The 22739-nt window shown below is 34.5% G+C and carries 20 protein-coding genes and 1 riboswitch; of the genes, 9 read left to right on the top strand and 11 right to left on the bottom strand.

Annotated elements, in window-relative coordinates; translation table 11 throughout:
- The first annotated feature begins 400 nt into the window (after positions 1-400).
- From B5P42_RS24575 to metE, 3 genes are all read left to right on the top strand, one after another.
- Positions 401-1942: an MDR family MFS transporter gene (locus tag B5P42_RS24575; protein WP_002192633.1), complete on the top strand. Its 1542-nt coding sequence runs from the start codon at positions 401-403 to the stop codon at positions 1940-1942.
- 91 nt (positions 1943-2033) lie between these two features.
- Positions 2034-2591, top strand: coding sequence for a PadR family transcriptional regulator (locus tag B5P42_RS24570; protein ID WP_000062071.1), 558 nt, complete (start codon positions 2034-2036; stop codon positions 2589-2591).
- A gap of 353 nt (positions 2592-2944) precedes the next feature.
- Positions 2945-3132: riboswitch (cobalamin riboswitch) on the top strand.
- 130 nt (positions 3133-3262) lie between these two features.
- On the top strand, positions 3263-5551 hold the full coding sequence (gene metE / locus B5P42_RS24565) for a 5-methyltetrahydropteroyltriglutamate--homocysteine S-methyltransferase (protein WP_002014819.1): 2289 nt from the start codon (positions 3263-3265) through the stop codon (positions 5549-5551).
- A gap of 40 nt (positions 5552-5591) precedes the next feature.
- Here metE and comJ read toward each other — a convergent pair whose 3' ends face one another.
- A complete protein-coding gene (gene comJ, locus B5P42_RS24560) occupies positions 5592-5981 on the bottom strand; it encodes a competence protein ComJ (RefSeq protein ID WP_002088359.1) in 390 nt (129 codons plus the stop codon).
- A 39-nt stretch (positions 5982-6020) separates the two neighbouring features.
- Positions 6021-6455, bottom strand: a complete 435-nt coding sequence (gene nucA / locus B5P42_RS24555) for a DNA-entry nuclease (protein WP_002014817.1) — start codon at positions 6453-6455, stop codon at positions 6021-6023.
- Positions 6456-6691: 236 nt separating this feature from the next.
- Between nucA and B5P42_RS24550 the strand changes: the two genes are divergently transcribed.
- Positions 6692-7435: a DUF3967 domain-containing protein gene (locus B5P42_RS24550; protein WP_113735477.1), complete on the top strand. Its 744-nt coding sequence runs from the start codon at positions 6692-6694 to the stop codon at positions 7433-7435.
- A gap of 58 nt (positions 7436-7493) precedes the next feature.
- Here B5P42_RS24550 and B5P42_RS24545 read toward each other — a convergent pair whose 3' ends face one another.
- Positions 7494-8768, bottom strand: a complete 1275-nt coding sequence (locus B5P42_RS24545; protein WP_002014814.1) for a sensor histidine kinase — start codon at positions 8766-8768, stop codon at positions 7494-7496.
- A 309-nt stretch (positions 8769-9077) separates the two neighbouring features.
- On the opposite strand from B5P42_RS24545, the gene B5P42_RS24540 reads away from it, so the two are divergent.
- Positions 9078-9278, top strand: a complete 201-nt coding sequence (locus B5P42_RS24540) for a hypothetical protein (protein WP_000929276.1) — start codon at positions 9078-9080, stop codon at positions 9276-9278.
- A gap of 234 nt (positions 9279-9512) precedes the next feature.
- Complete coding sequence (locus B5P42_RS24535; RefSeq protein WP_113735476.1) at positions 9513-10670, top strand: aminotransferase A; 1158 nt, start codon at positions 9513-9515, stop codon at positions 10668-10670.
- Between the two features lie 11 nt (positions 10671-10681).
- Here the strand turns inward: B5P42_RS24535 and malR are convergent, their stop codons facing one another.
- The 4 genes from malR to B5P42_RS24515 form a co-directional block, all read right to left on the bottom strand.
- Positions 10682-11713: a maltose operon transcriptional repressor MalR gene (gene malR, locus B5P42_RS24530; protein WP_113735475.1), complete on the bottom strand. Its 1032-nt coding sequence runs from the start codon at positions 11711-11713 to the stop codon at positions 10682-10684.
- A 281-nt stretch (positions 11714-11994) separates the two neighbouring features.
- The gene (gene malD / locus B5P42_RS24525; RefSeq protein WP_098220054.1) at positions 11995-12837 is read right to left on the bottom strand and encodes a maltosaccharide ABC transporter permease MalD; all 843 of its coding nucleotides are present in this window, start codon (positions 12835-12837) and stop codon (positions 11995-11997) included.
- On the bottom strand, positions 12838-14139 hold the full coding sequence (malC, locus tag B5P42_RS24520) for a maltosaccharide ABC transporter permease MalC (RefSeq protein WP_107886400.1): 1302 nt from the start codon (positions 14137-14139) through the stop codon (positions 12838-12840). It abuts the gene before it with no gap.
- A gap of 76 nt (positions 14140-14215) precedes the next feature.
- Positions 14216-15475 carry an extracellular solute-binding protein gene (locus B5P42_RS24515; protein WP_107886399.1) on the bottom strand — a complete coding sequence of 420 codons (1260 nt, stop codon included), beginning with the start codon at positions 15473-15475 and terminating at the stop codon, positions 14216-14218.
- Positions 15476-15799: 324 nt separating this feature from the next.
- Here B5P42_RS24515 and B5P42_RS24510 point away from each other — a divergent pair, with 324 nt between their 5' ends.
- On the top strand, positions 15800-17560 hold the full coding sequence (locus tag B5P42_RS24510) for an alpha-glycosidase (protein ID WP_113735474.1): 1761 nt from the start codon (positions 15800-15802) through the stop codon (positions 17558-17560).
- A 38-nt stretch (positions 17561-17598) separates the two neighbouring features.
- On the opposite strand, the gene malL is transcribed toward B5P42_RS24510, so the two are convergent.
- Positions 17599-19275 carry an oligo-1,6-glucosidase gene (gene malL / locus B5P42_RS24505; RefSeq protein ID WP_142674061.1) on the bottom strand — a complete coding sequence of 559 codons (1677 nt, stop codon included), beginning with the start codon at positions 19273-19275 and terminating at the stop codon, positions 17599-17601.
- A gap of 278 nt (positions 19276-19553) precedes the next feature.
- Between malL and B5P42_RS24500 the strand changes: the two genes are divergently transcribed.
- On the top strand, positions 19554-20654 hold the full coding sequence (locus B5P42_RS24500; RefSeq protein ID WP_113735472.1) for an ABC transporter ATP-binding protein: 1101 nt from the start codon (positions 19554-19556) through the stop codon (positions 20652-20654).
- Positions 20655-20723: 69 nt separating this feature from the next.
- On the opposite strand, the gene B5P42_RS24495 is transcribed toward B5P42_RS24500, so the two are convergent.
- The 3 genes from B5P42_RS24495 to B5P42_RS24485 all read right to left on the bottom strand — a co-directional run bounded on the left by B5P42_RS24495 (position 20724) and on the right by B5P42_RS24485 (position 22151).
- Entirely contained in the window at positions 20724-21233 is a 510-nt protein-coding gene (locus tag B5P42_RS24495) for an SDR family NAD(P)-dependent oxidoreductase (protein WP_002066937.1), read from the bottom strand.
- Between the two features lie 65 nt (positions 21234-21298).
- The gene (locus B5P42_RS24490) at positions 21299-21397 is read right to left on the bottom strand and encodes a hypothetical protein (protein ID WP_002128904.1); all 99 of its coding nucleotides are present in this window, start codon (positions 21395-21397) and stop codon (positions 21299-21301) included.
- A gap of 298 nt (positions 21398-21695) precedes the next feature.
- Positions 21696-22151, bottom strand: coding sequence for an RDD family protein (locus tag B5P42_RS24485; RefSeq protein ID WP_002138152.1), 456 nt, complete (start codon positions 22149-22151; stop codon positions 21696-21698).
- Between the two features lie 131 nt (positions 22152-22282).
- Between B5P42_RS24485 and B5P42_RS24480 the strand changes: the two genes are divergently transcribed.
- Positions 22283-22714, top strand: coding sequence for a DUF3997 domain-containing protein (locus B5P42_RS24480; protein WP_002033805.1), 432 nt, complete (start codon positions 22283-22285; stop codon positions 22712-22714).
- Positions 22715-22739 lie beyond the last annotated feature (25 nt).

Genomic DNA, 22739 nt, shown 5'->3' with positions numbered 1-22739 from the left:
CATCATATCCATACGACCTTATTCTGCCTCTCCACACAATATTAATAAAGCTTGTTACAAACGATATATAGTTATTACTCTTCCTTTTATCCTATTCGACAATATAAAGAAAAAACCATTTTTCCTCTGTTAACAGAAGGTATTCTTACTGAAATATTTTTTTACAATTTCCTTCATTGACTTTACACCACTACTAAGTATCGCTCACTCTTTCTCTGTCCATACAACAGAATATTTTGACGGAAGAAAAAGTTTGCCTTTTAGTCAAATTTGACTATAATATTCTTTATGGCTTTGTCAGTGCACTTGTGTAAATTGATTTAAAAAACTATATTTCAAATTTTTATGCGCTGCACTCAAAACTTCATATAGTTTACTTATTATTAAAGGAGGGTTATATTTGGAATCTCAATTATCAAAAAAAGACTCCAACAATACAAAATTTGTTGTTGCAGGTTTATTACTTGGTATTTTAATGGCGGCAATGGATAATACAATCGTTGCAACAGCAATGGCTACGATTGTTGGAGACCTAGGAGGATTTGACAAGTTCGTTTGGGTCACGTCTGCATATATGGTAGCAACAATGGCTGGGATGCCTATCTTCGGAAAACTTTCTGATATGTACGGACGGAAACGCTTTTATATTGGTGGCCTCATTCTTTTCTTATTCGGTTCTGCACTTTGCGGGACAGCATCTAGTATTGAGCAACTAAGTATTTATAGAGCAATTCAAGGGATTGGTGGCGGCGCTCTTATGCCTATCGCCTTCACGATTATGTACGATATATTCCCACCAGAAAAGCGCGGAAAAATGACAGGGCTATTCGGTGCGGTTTTCGGGACATCTAGTGTATTTGGCCCTTTATTAGGTGCTTATATTACAGACTATATAAGTTGGCATTGGGTCTTCTATATTAATATTCCATTAGGAATTATCTCCTTCTTCTTCATTACTAAATACTACAGTGAATCTCTAGAATTTAGAAAACAAAAAATTGATTGGGCTGGCGCTATTACACTTGTTATTAGTATCGTTTGCTTAATGTTCGCCTTAGAACTTGGTGGTAAAGAATACGCATGGAATTCCACTGTAATTATCGGTTTATTTACAACAGTTGTTATTATGCTTATTATTTTCTTCTTCGTAGAACGAAAAGCAACTGAGCCTATCATTTCTTTCCATCTATTTAAAAAACCTTTATTCGCAGCTAGCCAAGGCGTTGCCTTTTTCTATGGTGCCGCTTTTATTATCTGTACAGTTTATATCCCAATCTTCGTTCAAGGTGTTCTCGGCGGTTCAGCCTCAAATGCTGGATTAATTTTAACACCTATGATGGTTGGCTCTGTAATTGGAAGTCAAACAGGTGGACAGTTAGCTTCTCGAACAAGTTATCGTAACATCATGATGGTATCTGGTGTTTTCTTCGTAATTGGTATTTATTTACTAAGCACTTTAACAATGGATACACCTCGTCTACTTGTAACGCTATTTATGGTTCTCACTGGACTTGGAGTTGGTTTCTCGTTCTCAGTTTTAAGTATGTCTTCTATCCACAAGTTAGAAATGCGAGACCGTGGTTCTGCTACATCAACAAACTCATTCTTCCGTTCACTCGGTATGACTCTTGGTGTAACGATTTTCGGTACAATTCAAAACCATATTTTTACTACTAAATTAAACACTGTGTTCCCTCCTGAACTAGCTAAATTAGCTCCAAAAGGCGGAGACACAAGTTTCTTATTATCACAAGGTGCTACCGATAAGATTCCAGCTGAAATATTAACTGGTATTAAAGATGCTCTCGCTACCTCTATTGCCAGTACATTCTTCTGGGCACTGATCCCGGCTGTACTAAGTATTATTTGTATTTTACTTATGGGAAATGAACGCCTCTTTACAGGTCCAAAAACGAAACAAAAACAAAAGCAAGTAAGTTAATATAGAGAAAAGAAACGGCATATCCCTTTATGAAAACGGATATGCCGTTTATAATATGTATAAAGTTTTTATTTATAGGAGTTGAGACAGCATGAGCATGAAATTAGTCATTCTCGGCTTGCTACTTGAAGGAGATAAACATCCATATGAAGTGCAGCACATCATGAAAGAACGACAAATGGATTGTTATATTAAATATGCAAAAGGATCACTTTACTACGCCTTCGAACAATTAGAAAAGCAGGGTGCAATTCGTATTACCACGATTGTTCGAGATACGAATAGACCCGATAAAACAATCTTTCATATAACAGAAGAAGGTAAACGGTTATTTCACACGTTACTATTAAAACAATTTGAGGCAAAAAATCAAATATATAAACCAATTTATTCGGCACTCTCTTTCGCTCATTTTGGTGATGATCAAGAGTTAATTCCTATTTTAGAAAAAAAGAAAAATGATACCGTTCAATATTTACATAAAATGCAAACTATTTATGATTGTAGCAAAGGACACATTCCTCGTGCACAACTATATATTTTACAAAGCGTTATTGAACATATTACAGTTGAATTGCAATGGTTAAACACCCTCCTTACAGATGCAGTTGCAGGACGACTTTCAGAAATTGATATAGATGAAGGTTGAACTTATAAAGAAGAAACTGTAAAAAGACAATAAAGTTATTTCATTGTAAAACCTAAAACAAGTATACCCCCGTTCTAATTTAGGAAGGGGGTATGCTTGTTTTAGGTTCGACATAAGATGAGCCAATTGTTGAATAACATAAATGGCATCTTATCTCTGTACAGATATCCACTTCTTTACAAGTTTAATCGCACTTCATTTCAATTTCCCCAACCTCTCTTCCCTCTTAAAAAAATCAGAATAATCCGAATGATAAGAATAAAAAACTTTAGAATTTTCTTATTTTAAAACAGTGGACAAAATTCCGAAAATTGTGTTAGAATTTGTTTCAATATCATATCGCTTGTTAAATTCCTTTCAAAAGGAAAATAGGTACACGAATATTTCACTTCGTGTTTAAAGGGGAAGTTTGGTGAAACTCCAACACGGTCCCGCCACTGTAAATGCTGAGATTTCTTTTTTGTGCCACTGTGAAAACGGGAAGGTGAAAGAAATTATATGAAGCATAAGTCAGGATACCTGCCTATTTTAACAACACTGATAGACTCACGGATGATGATGAGGTGTTAAGAACAAAAAGGAAGGCTTATTTTTCTATGCCTTTATGCTTTTTGTTATAGGTATTTCCGAGTAAACGGAAATGCTTACTTTCAATTAGGGAGGAATTTAAAATGGCAATTCAAACAAGTAACTTAGGTTATCCACGTATCGGACTACAACGAGAGTGGAAAAAAACATTGGAAGCTTTTTGGTCCAATAAAATTGATGAAGAACAATTTTTAACGACAATGAAAGAAATTCGCCTTCAACACGTCAAAGTACAGCAAGAAAAGGGAATTGAATTAATTCCAGTTGGCGATTTTACATATTATGACCACGTTCTGGATACGGCCTACATGTTAGGATTCATCCCGTCACGTTTTTCAGAGTTTACCTCTTACCTTGATGTATATTTTGCAATGGCACGCGGCTCTAAAGATCACGTTGCTTCTGAAATGACAAAATGGTTTAACACAAACTATCATTACATTGTTCCTGAATATGAAGAAGGATTACAAATCTCTTTAAAAGACAATCGTCCTCTTCGTTTATATGAAGAAGCGAAAAAAGAGTTAGGTGTTGATGGAAAACCAGTTATTTTAGGCCCTTATACATTCCTAAAACTAGCAAAAGGTTATAACGAAGAGCAATTTGCCACTATTTTAAAAGAGCTAGTTGCACCTTATGTACAATTATTCTCTGAATTACACGCAGCTGGAGCACAAATTATTCAAGTTGACGAACCAATCTTCGCATCTTTAACAAAAGATGAAATTAATCAAGCGAAAGAACTTTACGAAGCTATTCATAAAGAGGTTCCAAATGCTAATCTTCTTCTACAAACATATTTTGATAGTGTAGAAGAGAACTATGAAGAAATTATTGCATTCCCTGTTTCTGGTATTGGATTAGACTTTGTTCATGGCAAAGAAGGTAATGTAAATGCTATTTCAAAATACGGATTCCCAGCTGATAAAATTTTAGCTATCGGTTGTATAGATGGCCGTAACATTTGGAGAGCTGATCTTGATGATGTACTTTCTTTATTTACAACATTACAAAATCAAATCACAGCAAAAGGTTTAATTGTTCAACCTTCTTGTAGCTTATTGCATACTCCAATTGATAAAACGGAAGAAACGCACTTAACAAGTGAATTATTTGATGCACTTGCATTTGCTAATCAAAAATTAGAAGAACTAGTCCTTATCCATTCTGCTCTTACTAAAGGTGTAGAAAGCATCAGTAGCGATTTAACAACATATCGTAATGCACATCATGCAATCCGCTCATCAGCTGCACGTAATCGTGAAGATGTAAAAGTGGCACGTACATCACTTAAAGAAGATGATTTCTCACGTCCTCTTCCATTTGAAAAACGATATGAACTACAACAAGTAGCTTTACAATTACCGTTGTTACCAACAACAACTATTGGTAGCTTCCCGCAAACATCTGAAGTTCGTCAAACACGTAAACAGTGGCGTAACGGCGATATTACAAATGAACAATATAATCAATTCATTGAAAAAGAAACTGCAAAGTGGATTCGTTACCAAGAAGATATTGGTCTTGATGTACTAGTACATGGTGAATTCGAAAGAACTGACATGGTGGAATATTTTGGAGAAAGACTTGCTGGTTTCTCCTTTACTAAAAACGGATGGGTACAATCATACGGTTCTCGTTGCGTAAAACCACCTGTTATTTATGGTGATGTTGCCTTTATAAGTGGAATGACTATTAAAGAAACTGTATATGCACAAAGCTTAACAGAGAAAGTAGTAAAAGGTATGCTAACTGGACCTGTCACTATTTTAAATTGGTCATTCGTTCGAAATGATATTTCAAGAAAAGAAGTTTCATATCAAATTGCATTAGCACTTCGTCATGAAATTGAATTACTTGAATCTTCCGGAATTAGAGTAATCCAAGTCGATGAACCTGCACTTCGTGAAGGTATGCCGTTAAAAGAAAAAGATTGGGATGCATACATTACATGGGCAGTTCAATCATTCCTTTTAGCAACATCTTCTGTAGAAAATGAAACACAAATTCATACTCATATGTGTTATAGTAACTTCGAAGATATTGTAGATGCAATTCGAGCGTTAGACGCAGATGTTATTTCTATCGAAACATCAAGAAGTCATGGAGAATTTATTAATACATTAAAGCATACAACATATGAAAAAGGAATTGGTCTAGGGGTATATGATATTCATAGCCCACGTGTCCCAAGTAAAGATGAAATGTTCACAATCGTAGAACAATCTTTACAAGTATGTGACCCTAAATATTTCTGGATTAATCCAGACTGTGGTTTAAAAACACGAAGAACTGAGGAAGTTATACCTGCTTTAGAGCACATGGTTCAGGCAGCAAAAGACGCTCGTTCTCTCCTAAAAACAAACGCATAATAAAAAACGTGTTATCCTTCAAAAAGGATAACACGTTTTTTTATTCTACACTCTCAAAATAGAAGTCGTATTGTACTTTATACAATTCATCGTCTGATGGCTCTTCAAGAGGAGTTGCCTGCAAGACTATCATATATTCCCCGTTCGGAATAGGAATATGATATTTATTAGAAAGAATACTTGTTATATATACTTCTTCATTCTTCACTGTGAAAGGAACTGATATCGTTCTAACCACTTCTTCTTTCTCAATATGATTTCCACAAGTAACTTCCACTTCACAAGTATAGTCAGAGATTGCTTCAAAAATAATAGCTCCATCCACCTCAGCATAGCCTCTTTCAAAATCTTCAGGAGTCCAATCTACATAAGGCTGCTGACCATCATAGTTCATTATCATTAATTGCGAATATGAAATTGTTAATTCCATAACTATCCCTCTCCTCCACTATGAAATGTATGCCAATTACTATTTCACTTCAAATTTCACACGCGTACCATCTGGATATTTGTCTAGCTTATTCCCTACCCAAGAACCTGCACCGCGGTTATCTGCTGGACTTATATATTCAATATGAGCTCCTTTTCCGCCTTCCTTACACATCGCCATCGGCCATTCATCACGATCATAACCTTTCTTCGTCGGATATGGCGCTAACGATAATTTCCTTCTATCCGCTGCACCATTACGATCAATTGTGCACATTTCCGAATGTCCTTCTTTTATAGCATCCGTTATATGTTTCCCGGTCTCTGGATATCGTTCTTTCGGGAACTCTAGAATTTGATCATACGTAGTTGTTTTTTTAGTACTTGTCTCCTCTGGCACAAGTACTTCATATACCGCTACCAAAAGAGAAAGAATTGCAATAATTGAAATGATAATACCTTTAAATTGCTTCATGTGTACCTCCGTGTTCCTACCAATTTCTTTTCCTCAGTTATTATAACAAACTTCTTCTATGTATGTTTTCAGACATTATTTTAGCTCTTCCTCTCCATTCCGCCAAAAACATTCATTTTTCTTCATCTTTTCACTAATGCTGTAGAAAACTAATAACCTTCCGACATTCTTTTTCAAAGGAAGTCCACATAAAAGGTTGAAATGATATATACGATACTTTTTGGGGAGGAACTATCATGGAAGCTATTTATAAAACGAAAGATGTTACAAATAAAACAGGTATCCCAAAACATATAGTCCGAAAATATAGCCAACTCTTAGAGGAACACGGTTATATCATTTCAAAAACAGCTGATGCTCGTATTTATAAATTGGATGATTTAAAACTATTGAAATCTATACATGAAAGAGCTGCTACATTACAAGAGGACATTTCAGAAACAATACCTATTATTTTAAAAGAAAAAGAAGCCCCACCTGTACCTGTTATTCAAGATAAACAAGAAGTGCAACCAAAAGAAGATGGGCGTAACTTTGAGGAGTTCATGCTAAAACTTGAAATGCTTGCTCAATTGAATGAAGCAATTATTCATCAAAACTCTACTCTCATTACACAAAATCGTTTAAAAGACGAGAAATTAGATGAACTAATGCAAAAAGTTTATGTAAAAGAAGGCTCACAAGAAAAAATGTTACAAGATCTAGTTGTTCACGCCGCTCAAACAGATGCACTCCAAAAAGAAAAGATGGACTTATTAATGAATCATATGTATAAGCGAGAATCCAAACAAGAAGAAAAAATGAATAAACTTGTCAATCAAATTTACAATAAAGACAGCAACCGTGATACACAACTTATGCAAGTTATTCGTGAAATTCAAGAAACAAAAAGATTAGTCGCCGCCTCAAAAGAGCAAAGCTTCTTTCAATCATTTAAAAGTTTATTCGTTCGAACAAAACAAGAAAAAATAAATGAATGAAATTTTGTAACTTTTTCTAATGCACGAAAAATAAAAAGTTACCTTCTATCGGTAACTTTTATTCCTTATATCGTACAGCTGGCAATATAATAATAGCTTCAGTTCCTTTTCCGCTTTCACTTTTATATTCCAATGTGCCATTATGCGCTTGTAAAATACTAAATGTTACCATAAGGCCTAATCCTGTTCCTTTTTCTTTTAAAGAATAATACGGTTGTCCAAGCCTTACTAACTGTTCTTTTGTCATTCCAACACCACTATCTTTAACTCTTATTATTATCAATTCATCTTTTTGAATAGCTGTTACTTTTAAATACCCTTTGTTTCCTTGAATTGCTTCAATACCGTTTTTAACAACATTCATAATAGCTTGCTTCAATTTCGTCTTATCGCCGATAGTATAAAGGCTCTCAGAAATCTCAACTTGCAAATAAACGCCCTGCATCGCTGCAAATGATGACATAAGAGTTGTCATTTCAATTAATTGTGCTGATAAACAAATATGTTCTTTTTTTTCAATTTGAGGCCTTGCTAAATTTAAATAATCTGAAATAATTTGTTCAGCACGATCCAGTTCAGCTAATACGAGACGCATATAATCTTTGTTTTTTACGTCTTCCGTACTCTCTAGCAATTGAATAAACCCTCGTACAACAGTGAGAGGGTTTCGAACTTCATGTGCAACACTTGCAGCTAACTCACTTACAATATTAAGTTTTTCTGATTTTTGCATTTCTGTACGCAATAATGCATTTTCGTTTAAATACTCAGTCAAATACACTTGAAATACCATTGTCATAACCATAATAAGTGATGCAAATATATACCCACTATATAGATTAGATATGTACGGTGTAAAACCTGTTTCTAAAAGGACATTCAACATCCCGACTACTAATGAAACAAGAACATAAAATGATGCAATCATAAAAGCTAATATTAGCTTCTTATCTCTTGAAAAAAGAGACCATTTCTTTGACAAAAATAATGGAATTATCGAAAGAAATATAACTTCTACCATAGGCAACCAACTAAGCCCCTTAAAAATCCATTCATAGGCAACATAAATAATGGCAGGGATGAGCCCAACAATCCCACCATATAAAAAACCACTAACAATTGGGACTGGATGAAAATTGTATCCGCAAACGGTACCAAAACAAATAGAGTATGTCATGGAGAGAACGAGTGTAACGCTAGATAAAAACATAATAAAGTAGCGATTAGGCTTCGGAAGCATTCCTTGATAACGATTTAAACGAATCGCTTCATATAAAAATAGTGGTAAAATAATGATGGCAATTTGGATCATTAAATCACGAATCAGCTCCATAGCCTCTCATCCCCAATATGTATTTTGATATGATTATATCATTTTATAAGTCTATTTGTTTTAAAATTTTGATTTTTCTTAACATCTTTGTTAATTATTTGTTAACAACTAATAATAAATGTTACAAATTTCCGAAATGATTGTAAACCCTGTACCAAATTTCCTTCGTGCAGTATACAATGAATACGGATTACAAAGAAAATAAAAAACACTTCACTAAACGGACAACTATCGCAAAATACAGCATATAATCCATACTATCTATGTTTACAAATAAGTGATCATTACTTTAGTAGGAGGAAGATAAATATGGCGGGTACTACGCTTGTTTTAAAAGAAGAAAATTTGGTTGTGCTAGAAAACGTTGAAAAATCAGTATACGAAGAATTGCAACATAAAGCAGGGGACGAAGACTGTACATGTGCTGTAAATGAATCCGTTGTCCATCTTGGCAAAGTATCTTCCGTACTTTGGAACGAAGATGAAATAGATTGGGAATACGGTTATTAAAAAGTCGCTTGCAGCGGCTTTTTTTGTGTTTATGCTTAAGTGAAACTTTAATTAACTCACACAGCTTATACTCTTATAGACATTTGAATCCTCACATAATTTCTTATTTCCACTGAATTTTAAGATACGATTCTTATCTTTCACAAATAGCGGGGGAAATTTTATAAACAAAGCGTAATAGTTGAAAATATGATAAAATGAACTTAATTTTCAAACGGAAGAAAGGGAGATACAATGGAACAATTCATTAATCCTAGAGTGAAGGACATCCAAATTTCTGGAATCCGTCAGTTCTCTAATATGATTCAAGACTATGATAATCTTATCTCTTTAACAATTGGGCAACCCGATTTCCCTACACCTTCTCTAGTAAAAGAAGCAGCTAAACGGGCCATTACAGAAAATTATACAAGCTATACACATAACGCTGGTTTACTAGAATTACGCAAGGCAGCTTGTAACTTTGTAAAGGACAACTACAATTTACATTATTCACCTGAAAACGAAACCATTGTTACAATCGGTGCTAGTGAAGCGATCGATGTTGCATTCCGAACTATTTTAGAACCAGGAACGGAAGTAATTTTGCCTGCTCCTATTTACCCTGGTTACGAGCCGATTATTCGACTATGTGGTGCAACTCCTATTTTTATAGATGTTCGCGAAACTGAATTTCGTTTAACAGCTGAAGCATTGCAACATGCAATTACAGAACGAACAAGATGCGTCGTTTTACCGTATCCTTCTAATCCAACTGGTGTTACCTTATCAAAAGAAGAATTAGAAGATATTGTATCTATCTTAAAAGATAAAAATATTTTCGTTCTTTCTGATGAAATTTATAGTGAACTTGTATATGAAGAAAAACACACATCTATCGCTCATTTCCCAGAAATGCGTGATAAGACGATTGTCATTAACGGCTTATCAAAATCACATTCTATGACCGGCTGGCGTATCGGACTTTTATTTGCTCCAGAATATTTAGCAAAACACATATTAAAAGTTCATCAATACAATGTTACATGTGCTACTTCAATCGCTCAGTATGCTGCAATCGAAGCTTTAACAGCTGCTAAAGATGCCCCGAAGATGATGCGCTATCAATACAAAAAACGCCGTGATTACGTATATAATAGACTCATTCAAATGGGTTTAACGGTTGAGAAGCCAACAGGTGCATTTTATTTATTCCCATATGTTGGACATTTAACATCTTCATCATTTGATTTTGCACTTGATCTTGTAAAAGAAGCTGGGCTAGCCGTTGTTCCTGGAACCGCATTTTCCGAATACGGTGAAGGCTACCTTCGCCTTTCTTATGCTTACAGTATCGAAACTTTAAAAGAAGGCTGTGACCGTTTAGAAGCCTTTCTAAAGAAAAAAAGCTAAGAGTTAAACTCTTAGCTTTTTGTTGCATAATGATAACAAGTTTGACGCTTCAATAATTTATGAGGAATAATAATGCATTTTGAAGTAGATTCAGAATGCTCCACCTTATCAACTAAAGCTTTTGCCGCTTCATACCCTAATTGATAAATATTCACATCAACTGTCGAAAGTGGTGGACTAGCAATTTCTGATAATAAAGCATTGTTAAAGCTTACAATCGAAACATCTTTCGGTACAACAAATCCTTTTTTAGAAAGCGCACTTAACACGCCAAGTCCAATTAAATCATCCGTTGCCATAATTGCCGTCGGTGGTTGCTTTAGTCCCATTAATTCCTCAACAGCCTGTTGACCACTCTCTCTTGAAAAATCAAAGTGTAAAATATACTCTTTCGGCAATAGAATATCTGCTAGTTTCAAAGCATCACTCATCCCCGCCAAACGATCTCTCGTTACAAGTAAATCTGATCCACCGCCGATGAATGCGATTTGTTTATGGCCTAATGAAATCAAATATTCCGCTACTTCTCTTGCAGCTGTATAATTGTCATTATCTACATATGTAATTTCATCTTTTCGATCATATGGTTTTCCAATTAAAACAAACGGGAAGTTTTGGTCATGCAAGTATTGAATAATCCGATCGTTCTCTCTTGAATATAAAAGAATAATACCACCGATTTGACGCCCTTGTACCATTTTTACAACACCATTAAAAATTTCATCTTCCGTTTCACCAGTCGACATATAAAGCGCATACCCTTCCACATGTGCAAATGAACTAATTCCTCTTATAACTTCTGGGAAAAATGGATTTTGAAAAGCTTTACTTGCAGAACTCGGCATAACAAGACCAAGTGTCTTCGTCGTTTGGTTCGCAAGGTTTCTTGCATTTAAATTTGGATGATATCCTAATTCACTCATTACTTTTCGAACACGGCGCTTTGTCTTTTCACTTATACTTGGATTATCAGCAATTACACGAGAAACAGTTGATGGTGCTACGTTCGCCTTCTTCGCCACATCTTTAATTGTAACTGTCATAAAAATCCCCTCCTTTCACTTCTCTGCCATTTTCATATATTTTATCTTGCACCCGTTGCAAGTCATAGGAGAAGTCATAAACTGTCATTTATTTATTCTATCTTGCAAAACTAATCCTATTCTCCCTCTTCATGTATTGTAAGGGATATAGCTATTTTTTCCTATACTATAATATACTATTTATTTCACTTCTTTTCACATATGATGTCAAATCTCTTTTCATCTCCCTACAAATTTTTTATAGGGAGATGAAAAGAGAAATGGGACGTAATGTCCCATTTTTATCCTTTCGTACCTCCAGCTGTTAAACCGGAAACAAAATATTTTTGCAGCGATAAGAATAAAATAGAAATCGGAATTGCAATTAATACTGAACCAGCTGCAAATGTCGTAAATTCATTACCAAATTTTTTCGCTACCATTTCATATAGTCCAACTGCTAAAGTATAATTTTCCGGTGTGCGCAAAATAATACTCGCTAAAATGAAATCTGTAAATGGACCGATGAAAGTGAATAGCGCTACAACCGCTACGATTGGTTTTGCAAGCGGCATAATGATTTGCCAGAAGATACGGAAATGTCCTGCTCCATCCATCCGAGCTGATTCATCCAGTTCTTTTGGAATCGTATCAAAATACCCTTTCATTAGCCATGTATTCATCGGAATTGCCCCGCCCACATAAATTAAAATTAATGCAAGATGTGTATCAAGTAATCCTGTTAACTGAGCTAATATATATAGTGCGATTAACGCTGCAAAATTCGGGATCATTTGCAGAATTAAAAATGTTAATAAACCATTCTTTCTTCCAACAAAACGATATCTCGAAAATGCATAGGCAGTAAAACTAATGGCTAGTACAGAGAAAATCATCGTCATTACGCTAACTTTCAAAGTATTTTTATACCAAAGTAAGTAATTACTTGAATCGAGATCAAGCAGCTTGCGATAATGATCTAACGTGGCATTTTCCGGAATAATACTTGACCCAGATAAACTATCCCCTGGATTAAACGATGAGCCAATAATCCATAATAACGGATAGAAAATGATGGCACACATTACGAAAATAACTAAATAACTTAATGAGAGACGTAACATCTTCTGTCTTTTAATATTCATTTACATCATATCCTCTTCTTGGAATGATTTTGTTCTCTTAAATTGCCATAACGCAACTGTAATAACAATTAACGATAAAATCATTGTAAGAGCTGCTGCTTTGCCGTACTGAGCCGAAGTCATCGTTAACTTATAAATCCATGAAATTAAAATATCCGTTCCACCTGCATTTTGTCCAGACACAGCAGGTCCCCCGTTATTAAATAGATAAATAATACTAAAGTTATTAAAGTTAAACGTATATTGTGTAATTAATATTGGCGCTGTTGCATATAACACAAGTGGTAATGTAATTTTGCGGAACTGTTGCCAAGCTGTCGCTCCATCTACTGTAGCCGCTTCATATAATTCTCCTGGAATCGATTGCAATATACCTGTTGTCATCGCAAAGACGAACGGGAAACCAAGCCACGTTTGAATCATAATTAAAGCAATCTTTGCCCAAAACGGGTCTGTCATCCAAGCAATCTTTTCAATCCCGAATAAAGCTAATACTTGGTTATTAATTGCTCCAAATGTTTCATTAAACATACCAGCAAATACAAGAATAGATACGAATGCTGGAACAGCCCACGGTAAAATGAAGATTGTTCGAATAATCGCTTTTCCTTTAATACCAGGCTGATTTACGATAATCGCTAAAAAAATACCAAGTGCAACTTGTAATGTTGTTGCAATGAATGTCCAAATGACAGTCCAAGAAAATACACTTAAAAATGTATCTCTCCACATTGGTAATGTAAAAATATCAATAAAGTTTTTAAAGCCCACCCAATCTACTAATTTAGCTGGAGGGGAGTGATATAAATCATAATTCGTAAATCCAATTAAGATAACAAAAATGATTGGAAATACAACAACAAATATAAGCAATAAGAATCCTGGTGAAACCATTAAATAAGGAAAACCTTGATCTAACAAATTACGGTATTGCTCTTTTACAGAATTTAACGGTATTCCTATATCACGTTTCTTTCCATTTTGATATGCATCATATAAGTTAAATGCATATATGCCGAGCCCAAACGCGATAACGATAAGTGCCAAGATTCCTTCTACTAATAGAAAGACAGAATGGTCACGTGGAACTTCTGTACCGAGCGTTACAATACCCCATAATCCCATATTTAATAAATCAGCAAAGGCTACAATAAATGAACCTGTTAATACTAGAAAAATAAGACCTTTTACAAATTGTTTATTATACATTTGGCCCACGCCTGGAATGATTGATAACATGGTTGCCATTTTCCTATGCTTTGAATGGTTTAACCCATTTGCTGGTTCCATAGATGTTTGCATGTTCCTTCCCCCTTTTTTCTTCCTACATGGAAGGGAGAGAATTCGTGCCCCTCATATTAGAGACACGAATTTCACCTTATTTTTTCTTACTATGATTTGCCTCAATATTACCTTTAATTTGTTTCACTGCACTATCAAGTGCGGATTTTGGTGCTTCTTTATCTGATACAACTAATTGAAGCGCATCCCCAGCTGGTTTCCAAACTTCCTGCATTTCTGGAATATTCGGCATTGGAATTCCATTTTCCGATTGCGTGGCAACCGCTTTTGCAGCTTCGTTATCTTTAATAATTGGATCTTCCATTACTGATTTTACTGGAGGAATTTCTTTCGTTTTCTCAAATCGAATTTTCGCATTTTCTTCATTTGTAACCCACTCAGTAAATTTTGTAGCTAAATCATTTTGTTTAGAGAAGCTTGTTACATGCCATCCTTTTACGCCAACAAATGTTTTCATCGGTTGACCATTTTGTAATTTTGGCATTGGAGCAACACCATAATCTATTCCAGCCTTTTCCATCGCTTGAAATGCCCATGGACCATTCATAATAGATGCTGCTTTTCCTTCATTAAATAATCCATCTGCAGCTGAACCACCAGATTCACCGATAATACCTTTCGGGAATAACTTTTCTTTGTACCATTTTTGAATATATTCAGCACCTTGTACTGCACCGCTATTATTTAATCCAATATCATTTGCATTTGGCTTTCCATCTTTTTCACCAAATACATAACCACCCATACCTGCCATAAATGCATTAGCGAAGTAGAAGTTATCTCCTAGTGCTAAAAATCCGTATTTTCCATCCTTCGTAAAGTCTTTTGAGAAGTTAAACAGTTCATCCATCGTTTCAGGTGCTTTTTGCATCAATTTTTTATTATAAATAAAGATTGGTGTTTCAATCGCTTTTGGCAAACCGTATAATTTTCCGTTATATGTTTGTGCTTCTATTGATAAATCTGTAAATTTACTTTTTACTGTATCATCTACTTTCACTTCTGAAAGTAGCCCTTCTGTTACCGCATTACCAATATGATCATGTGGCAATGTTACAACATCTGGCCCTGTGCCAGCTGGACCGTCAAGACGAAGTTTTTCTATTTGTTTCGTCATCTGAACCTCTTCAACTTTTACTTTCACATTATATTTCTTTTCAAAACTTTTCACCGCTGGCTCTAGACCCACACCTTTTTTCTCATCTTCCCAAACGAGAAGATCATAATCTTTCTTTTCTTTACTTACTTCCTTTTTCCCTGAATCTTTCGGTCCACATGCAGATAACATACCAATTGATAATGCTGAAACCGTTAATAATGATAATGCTTTCTTCACCCCAAAAACCTCCCTAAATTGTCTATGTACCTTAGCCACTGAAAACGTTTGCATTTAATAGTTTAATTGAAGCGCAAACAATATATCAATCTATGAAAACGTTTGCGCTATTTGTCTATCATTATACATTCTTTTATTCATTTTGCAAATATTAATTTTCAAAATAATCTCCTCATACTCTTTATTCATTGACTTTACATAAAATGAATACTACTCTTATAAGCAATATTAAAGTTATGTTAAAGGAAATCGTTTGCAACATAATCTTTATTATTTCGTTTTAGGTAACAATATGTATAGAGGTATTAAAGGGGGATTTTCTATATGCTTAAAGAAGCGATCTATCATAGGCCAAAAGATAATCATGCATACGCTTACAACGAAAAAACAATTCACATCCGAATACACACAAAAAGAGATGATGTTCACAGCGCTGCCCTCATCTACGGTGATCCGTATGAATGGCAAGATGGGAAATGGATTACTGCGAATACACCTATGAAAAAAACCGGATCTACTGAGTTATTTGATTATTGGTCGGTTTCAATCGAACCGAAATTTAAACGCTTACGATATGGATTCGAATTAAAAAACGACGTAGACACTCTTATTTATACAGAAAGAGGATTTTTTTCTAACATTCCAAATGACGATGTCGGTAACTTTTTCTGTTTTCCATTTATTCATGCAGATGATGTATTCAAAGCACCATCCTGGATTAAAGACACCATTTGGTATCAGATTTTCCCTGAACGATTCGCTAATGGCGATAGTACACTGAATCCAGAAAACACCCTTCCTTGGGGAAGTACGGATCCAACTCCAACTAATTTTTTCGGTGGAGATTTTGCTGGTGTTATTCAAAACCTTGATTACCTTGTTAAGCTTGGCATTTCCGGAATATATTTCACACCTATTTTCAAAGCTCATTCAAACCATAAATATGACACAATTGACTATATGGAAATTGATCCACAATTTGGTACGAAAGAAACTTTTAAAGAACTCATTGAAGCGTGTCATAAACGTGGTATAAAAGTAATGCTCGACGCTGTTTTTAATCATAGCGGGTACTTCTTTGATAAATTTCAAGACGTGCTGGAACAAGGTGAAAATTCCGCCTATAAAGATTGGTTCCATATTCATGAATTTCCAATTATAACCGAGCCACTTCCTAACTATGATACTTTCGCATTTACACCATATATGCCTAAATTAAATACGGCACATCCAGATGTAAAAGAATATTTACTTGAAGTAGGTCGTTATTGGGTAAGGGAATTCCATATAGATGGTTGGCGCCTTGATGTAGCAAATGAAGTCGATCACAGTTTTTGGAGAGAATTCCGAACTGAAATAAAGACATTAAATCCTGAAGTATATATTTTGGGAGAAATTTGGCACGATGCCCTCCCGTGGCTACAAGGCGATCAATTTGATGCTGTCATGAGCTATCCTGTTACAAACGCTCTACTTTCTTACTTTGCTAACGATTCCATTAAAGCAAGTGAATTCATGAAGCAAATTACGGAATCTCTACATTCCTACTCTATGAATGTAAATGAAGCAGCATTTCATTTATTAGACAGCCATGATACTCCAAGAATTTTAACAACATGCAACGGAGATAAAAATAAGTTGAAATTGCTCTATGTATTCCATCTTTCTTTCATCGGCTCTCCTTGTATTTATTACGGAGATGAAATTGGTATGGATGGTGGCATGGACCCCGATTGCCGTAAATGTATGATTTGGGATACTAAAGAACAAGATCATGCATTATTTACACATATACAAACATTAATTTCATTACGGAAACAACATAAAGCATTTGGAGGACATGGTACTTTTCAATTTATCGAAGCAAATGATGAACATAATTATATTTCTTATACGAAAACATATGAGGATGAAACTATCTTTTTCGTTTTAAACCCTACTAATAGTGAAGTTACAGTGTCACTCCCTCTTCATGTTACTGGTAAGAAAATAATTAACATTTATACAAACGAAGAATTTTCAGCGGAAGCAAGTGTATTACAAGTTACACTTCCACCGTATGGATTCTCTATTTTAAAATGGTAATAGTAAAAGCCTTATGCCAGGGTGGCATAAGGCTTTTCTTATTTCAATTTAAATACCATTGCTTCATATGGTCGTAATGTAATGTTTTCTATTAATACATTTTCTACATCATAATTGTGTATTAATAACTCTGCTTCACTATAAACAATATCCTCTGGCAATTCAAATACACATTCATCCGCAGTGAAGTTTGCAATCACCAGCAGCTTTTCTTCTCCATATGTTCTTACATAAGCAAAAATAGAAGGGTTATTTTCTAATATTAAATCATATGTTCCATACACAACTATTTCATTGTTTTTACGTAATTCAATCAATTTTTTATAGTAATAAAAAATTGATTCTTCATCTTGAATCGCTTGTTTCACGTTAATCTCTTTGTAGTTAGGATTTACCGCGATCCAAGGCTCACCCGTTGTGAATCCAGCATGTTCTCTATCATCCCACTGCATCGGAGTTCTAGCATTATCTCGGCCCTTTATATATATAGACTGCATCACTTTATCTATATCTTCGCCGCGCTCTATAACTTTTTCTTTATACATATTTAGTGTTTCAATATCTCGGTATTCATCAATTGATTCAAATCGAACATTGGTCATTCCGATTTCTTCTCCTTGATAAATATATGGTGTCCCTTTCATCATATGAAGTACTGTCGCTAACATTTTTGCTGATTCAGTATGATAAGCTCCATCATTACCAAAACGAGATACAACGCGAGGCTGGTCATGGTTATTCCAATAAAGGCTATTCCATCCTGTTTGTTCTAATGCTTTTTGCCACTTTGTTAAATTTTGTTTCAAAGTAAGAAGTGAGCATGGTTTTACATCCCATTTCCCACCTTCTCCGGAATCTAAATCCATATGTTCAAATTGGAATACCATTTGTAGTTCTTTTCTAGCTTCCCCTGTATACAATTTAGCCTCTTCTGTCGTTACACCAGGCATTTCCCCAACCGTCATAATGTCATACTGAGACAATACGTCTTCATTCATTTCATGCAAATACTTATGAATGTTCGGACCGTTCATAAAATGTTTATGCCCTGAAACATATCCTTCTTCATCCGTTTCAACAGCTGGTAAGCCATCTTCTTTAGAAATAAAATTAATAACATCCATACGGAACCCATCAATTCCTTTTTCTAACCAAAACTTCATCATGTCATAAACATCTTGTCTTACCTTTTCATTATCCCAGTTTAAATCTGGCTGTTTTTTAGAAAACAGATGTAAATAATATTCATCTGTCATCTCATCATATTGCCATGCAGATCCACTAAATGCTGCTCCCCAGTTATTCGGCTCTTTCCCTTCTTTTCCAGGGCGCCATATATAATAGTCTCTATATTTATTATCTTTCGATTTACATGATTCAATAAACCAATTATGTTCATCTGAAGTATGATTAACAACTAAGTCCATCATAAGTTTCATATTACGTTTATGCATTTCATGTAATAGTTCATCCCAATCTTCCATTGTTCCGAACTCGTTCATAATTTTACAATAATCACTTATATCGTAACCATTATCATCGTTTGGAGATTCATAGACTGGTGATAACCAAATTACATCAATACCTAATTCTTTTAAGTAGTCTAGCTTCGCAAGAATACCACGAAGATCACCTATACCATCACCATTACTATCCATAAAACTACGAGGATAAATTTGATATACTACACTTTCTTTCCACCATTGTTTTCCCATTATGCTACCCCATTTCATCTATACTATTGATTCTTTTTTCTTTTTTTTAAGGCGCAAACGTTTTCATTACTGAATGATAACAGATTCTATCCAAATTTAAAATAGCGCTTACAATATTTATTTTCTTTTTCTAATAAAACATGTGAAACTTATTATATATTCATAGGAATAATGAAAACGTTTTATTTTTTTATAGTGTTTTTATTTCTTTTTTGAATCTATTCGTTTATAATAAATTCAAAGAAAACGTTTGCATAAACTTTCTAGGGGGAAATATCATGGCAGAGCTTAAATTAGAAAATATTTATAAAATATATGATAATAACGTAACAGCCGTAACAGATTTTAACTTACACATTCAAGATAAAGAATTTATCGTATTCGTTGGTCCTTCTGGCTGTGGAAAATCTACAACACTACGAATGGTAGCTGGACTTGAAGATATTTCAAAAGGAGAATTTTCAATTGATGGTAAGCTAATGAACGATGTTCCTCCAAAAGATCGAGATATCGCAATGGTCTTCCAAAACTACGCTCTTTATCCACATATGAGTGTGTATGATAATATGGCATTTGGATTAAAACTTCGAAAAATACCGAAAGATGAAATCGACCGTCGAGTGAAACATGCAGCTCAAATTTTAGGGCTTGAACAATATTTAGATAGAAAACCGAAAGCTTTATCAGGTGGACAACGTCAACGTGTTGCATTAGGTAGAGCAATCGTTCGAGACGCAAAAGTTTTCTTAATGGATGAACCCTTATCAAACTTAGACGCTAAACTACGTGTTGCAATGCGATCAGAAATTTCTAAATTACACCACCGCCTTGGCACAACGACAATTTATGTAACACATGATCAAACTGAGGCAATGACAATGGCTTCACGCCTTGTTGTTATGAAAGACGGCAAAATCCAACAAATTGGAACTCCAAAAGAAGTATATGAAACACCTGAAAATATTTTCGTTGGTGGTTTTATCGGTTCACCCGCAATGAATTTCTTCCGTGGAAAATTAACTGAAACCGATTTCGTTATAGACAGTTCAATAAAGTTTAAAGTATCTGAAGGAAAAATGAAGTTATTACGCGAACAAGGCTATGTAAATAAAGAAATTGTTTTAGGTATTCGTCCAGAAGATATTCATGATGAACTATTATTTTTAGAAGCTTCACAATCTACTACTTTCACAACAAAAATTGAAGTTGCAGAGTTGTTAGGGGCTGAATCCATTTTATATATGAAACTTGGAAATCAAGATTTTGCAGCACGTGTTGATGCAAGACATACTTTTTCACCTGGTGACCAAATTAAACTTGCTTTTGATATGAATAAAGCACATTTCTTTGATAGCCAAACCGAACAACGTATTCGTTAAAAAATAAAGTTCTATAATAGAACATACAAAAAAACCGTCCACATATATACTGGGGGCGGTTTTCCATTATTATACTAGGGCTTCTATTGTATGAAATGATTGTCCTCTCGTGCTAATAATACCAAAAACAGGTAAATCACTAAGCACCACTTCTTCTTGCTGTTTCATAAAAGATGACGTTAATTGTTTTATCTCTATCCAAACGTCATTAATACAAAGTACATTGGAATCGTTCTCTTGTTGGCGAGAAAAAATAGAATCTATTTTATATAGACCAGCATTTTGAAAAAGCATATCAATACGACTATATGCCTCCATAGCAAAACTAATAACACGTTGCCAATCTCCTTGTTTCCCCATATCGTAGGATACAAAAAGTGCTTCTCCGCCTAAATCCGTAATTTCCTCAGCTGTTGCTTGTCCACTTTCTTGATCAATGTCCGTCACAATTACTTTTGCGCCTTGCTTAGCCAACAAAAGAGCTGTACTACGTCCAATACCGATGCCACCACCAGTTACAATGGCAACCTTTCCTGCAAGCTTCATTTTCATTACCCCTTCTATAAGTCTTACCGTCATTCAGTATACTCCTTTATTAGATTAGTCTGCAAGCTGGAAAAGTTCACTCTACAGCTTGTAAGCGATTACTTTTTTGTTTCTTTTTTTTTCTTACTATTATATTGATCGAAGGTTAAACCAATAAAAATAAGAATTCCCCAAAATATTAAGCTACCTCCAGTCATTCCAAATCCCCCTTTGTTATATAACGATATTATTTATACCCATTATAACATTCTCTTAATTTTCAATCTATTTAAAACGAAAATAGGATGTTTGAATTAGCTACAGCTTCTTTAAACATCCATCAATAATATGGAGGGTATTATATAGGAAATATCCGCCCTATATCAATTCCATTTATCTAATTTTCCAAAAAATAAGATAATGATGGAATTTTTCATGAAATTAAAAATAAGACTTTTTATATACAAACAATAAAAAGTCTTATTTCATTAGTAGCACGTATACTCTAAATATTAATTATACAAGACTCATCACTTTTGTCTTTGCAATTAAATCATGGAAGCCACAATTATCTTTGCGGAATAACATCATATATACATTGCATATTAATGGAACTCCAAGTAATAATATGCTTGGTAATAATAATACCAAAAATCGTATTATTAATGTTTGTAACGTTAGTTTTTCACTTGTTAACGAGATTATTTTTGTTCTTGTTACCTTTTTACCAAGTGTAGAACCGTTCCAAAGAAAAGGTAACAGAATAAAATTTATAGCCATTAATACGAAAACAAGTGTAAGGTCATATCTATAGTCACCTAAACTTATATTAAAACGATTAAAAATAGCACTATAGTTTCCTGTAATAATAGCTACTACTGCACCGTACGTAACCGAGATTAAAAACATGTCAATAAGGGAAGCACCTATGCGATTCATTACAAGCGCTGGACGATGCATCTTTAACTTCATTTTGTGTCGACTCCTTCATATCCTTCTTTACCCGTTTCATCGTACCACTTCTAAAAAACATTGTAAACTGGCGTTTCGCTTACTTTTCTTGTACAATGTGTTACAACAGCATTATAAAGGAGGTTCCCATATTGAAAAGATGGATAATCCTATTTGCCGCACTCTTATTAACAGGTTGCACAGGCAATACAAACCATTTAACCTATACAATTAACGATGAATATGAACTCATACATACTTCTGGAGATGCATTTGAACTTTTCCCATCGCAGGATGCTGTATATGCTACACAATACATCCCTGCAAAAATTACAGAAATTGCTTGGGACGATAAATACATTATCACAAAGCAAATTGAGGAAAAATCAGATCCAAATAATCCTGACGCAGCAATTACAAATAAAAAAAGTGAACATTATTGGATTATCGATGTAAAGCATAATAAACGATTTGGTCCTTATAATGAAAAACAATTTAACGAGCAAAAAGATGCTTTTAAAATTACAGTGCCTTTTCAAAGTGTAGATTCATATGTGAAAGAGCTAAAAAAACAGTCAGCATAACTTTTGAAGTGACCCCCGAAAGTTA

The organism is Bacillus sp. SRB_331, from assembly GCF_003264175.1.
Classification (GTDB): Bacteria; Bacillota; Bacilli; order Bacillales; family Bacillaceae_G; genus Bacillus_A; species Bacillus_A mycoides.
The sequence above is the reverse complement of the archived record's forward strand: the minus strand, read 5'-3'. Positions and strand labels throughout refer to the sequence as shown.

Excerpts from the sequence above, each read along its gene's own strand:
- B5P42_RS24570 (WP_000062071.1), top strand. The coding sequence starts at position 2,034 with ATGAGCATGAAATTAGTCATTCTCGGCTTGCTACTTGAAGGAGATAAA.
- metE (WP_002014819.1), top strand. The coding sequence starts at position 3,263 with ATGGCAATTCAAACAAGTAACTTAGGTTATCCACGTATCGGACTACAA.
- comJ (WP_002088359.1), bottom strand. The coding sequence starts at position 5,981 with ATGGAATTAACAATTTCATATTCGCAATTAATGATAATGAACTATGAT.
- nucA (WP_002014817.1), bottom strand. The coding sequence starts at position 6,455 with ATGAAGCAATTTAAAGGTATTATCATTTCAATTATTGCAATTCTTTCT.
- B5P42_RS24550 (WP_113735477.1), top strand. The coding sequence starts at position 6,692 with ATGGAAGCTATTTATAAAACGAAAGATGTTACAAATAAAACAGGTATC.
- B5P42_RS24545 (WP_002014814.1), bottom strand. The coding sequence starts at position 8,768 with ATGGAGCTGATTCGTGATTTAATGATCCAAATTGCCATCATTATTTTA.
- B5P42_RS24540 (WP_000929276.1), top strand. The coding sequence starts at position 9,078 with ATGGCGGGTACTACGCTTGTTTTAAAAGAAGAAAATTTGGTTGTGCTA.
- B5P42_RS24535 (WP_113735476.1), top strand. The coding sequence starts at position 9,513 with ATGGAACAATTCATTAATCCTAGAGTGAAGGACATCCAAATTTCTGGA.
- malR (WP_113735475.1), bottom strand. The coding sequence starts at position 11,713 with ATGACAGTTACAATTAAAGATGTGGCGAAGAAGGCGAACGTAGCACCA.
- malD (WP_098220054.1), bottom strand. The coding sequence starts at position 12,837 with ATGAATATTAAAAGACAGAAGATGTTACGTCTCTCATTAAGTTATTTA.
- malC (WP_107886400.1), bottom strand. The coding sequence starts at position 14,139 with ATGCAAACATCTATGGAACCAGCAAATGGGTTAAACCATTCAAAGCAT.
- B5P42_RS24510 (WP_113735474.1), top strand. The coding sequence starts at position 15,800 with ATGCTTAAAGAAGCGATCTATCATAGGCCAAAAGATAATCATGCATAC.
- malL (WP_142674061.1), bottom strand. The coding sequence starts at position 19,275 with ATGGGAAAACAATGGTGGAAAGAAAGTGTAGTATATCAAATTTATCCT.
- B5P42_RS24500 (WP_113735472.1), top strand. The coding sequence starts at position 19,554 with ATGGCAGAGCTTAAATTAGAAAATATTTATAAAATATATGATAATAAC.
- B5P42_RS24495 (WP_002066937.1), bottom strand. The coding sequence starts at position 21,233 with ATGACGGTAAGACTTATAGAAGGGGTAATGAAAATGAAGCTTGCAGGA.
- B5P42_RS24490 (WP_002128904.1), bottom strand. The coding sequence starts at position 21,397 with ATGACTGGAGGTAGCTTAATATTTTGGGGAATTCTTATTTTTATTGGT.
- B5P42_RS24485 (WP_002138152.1), bottom strand. The coding sequence starts at position 22,151 with ATGAAGTTAAAGATGCATCGTCCAGCGCTTGTAATGAATCGCATAGGT.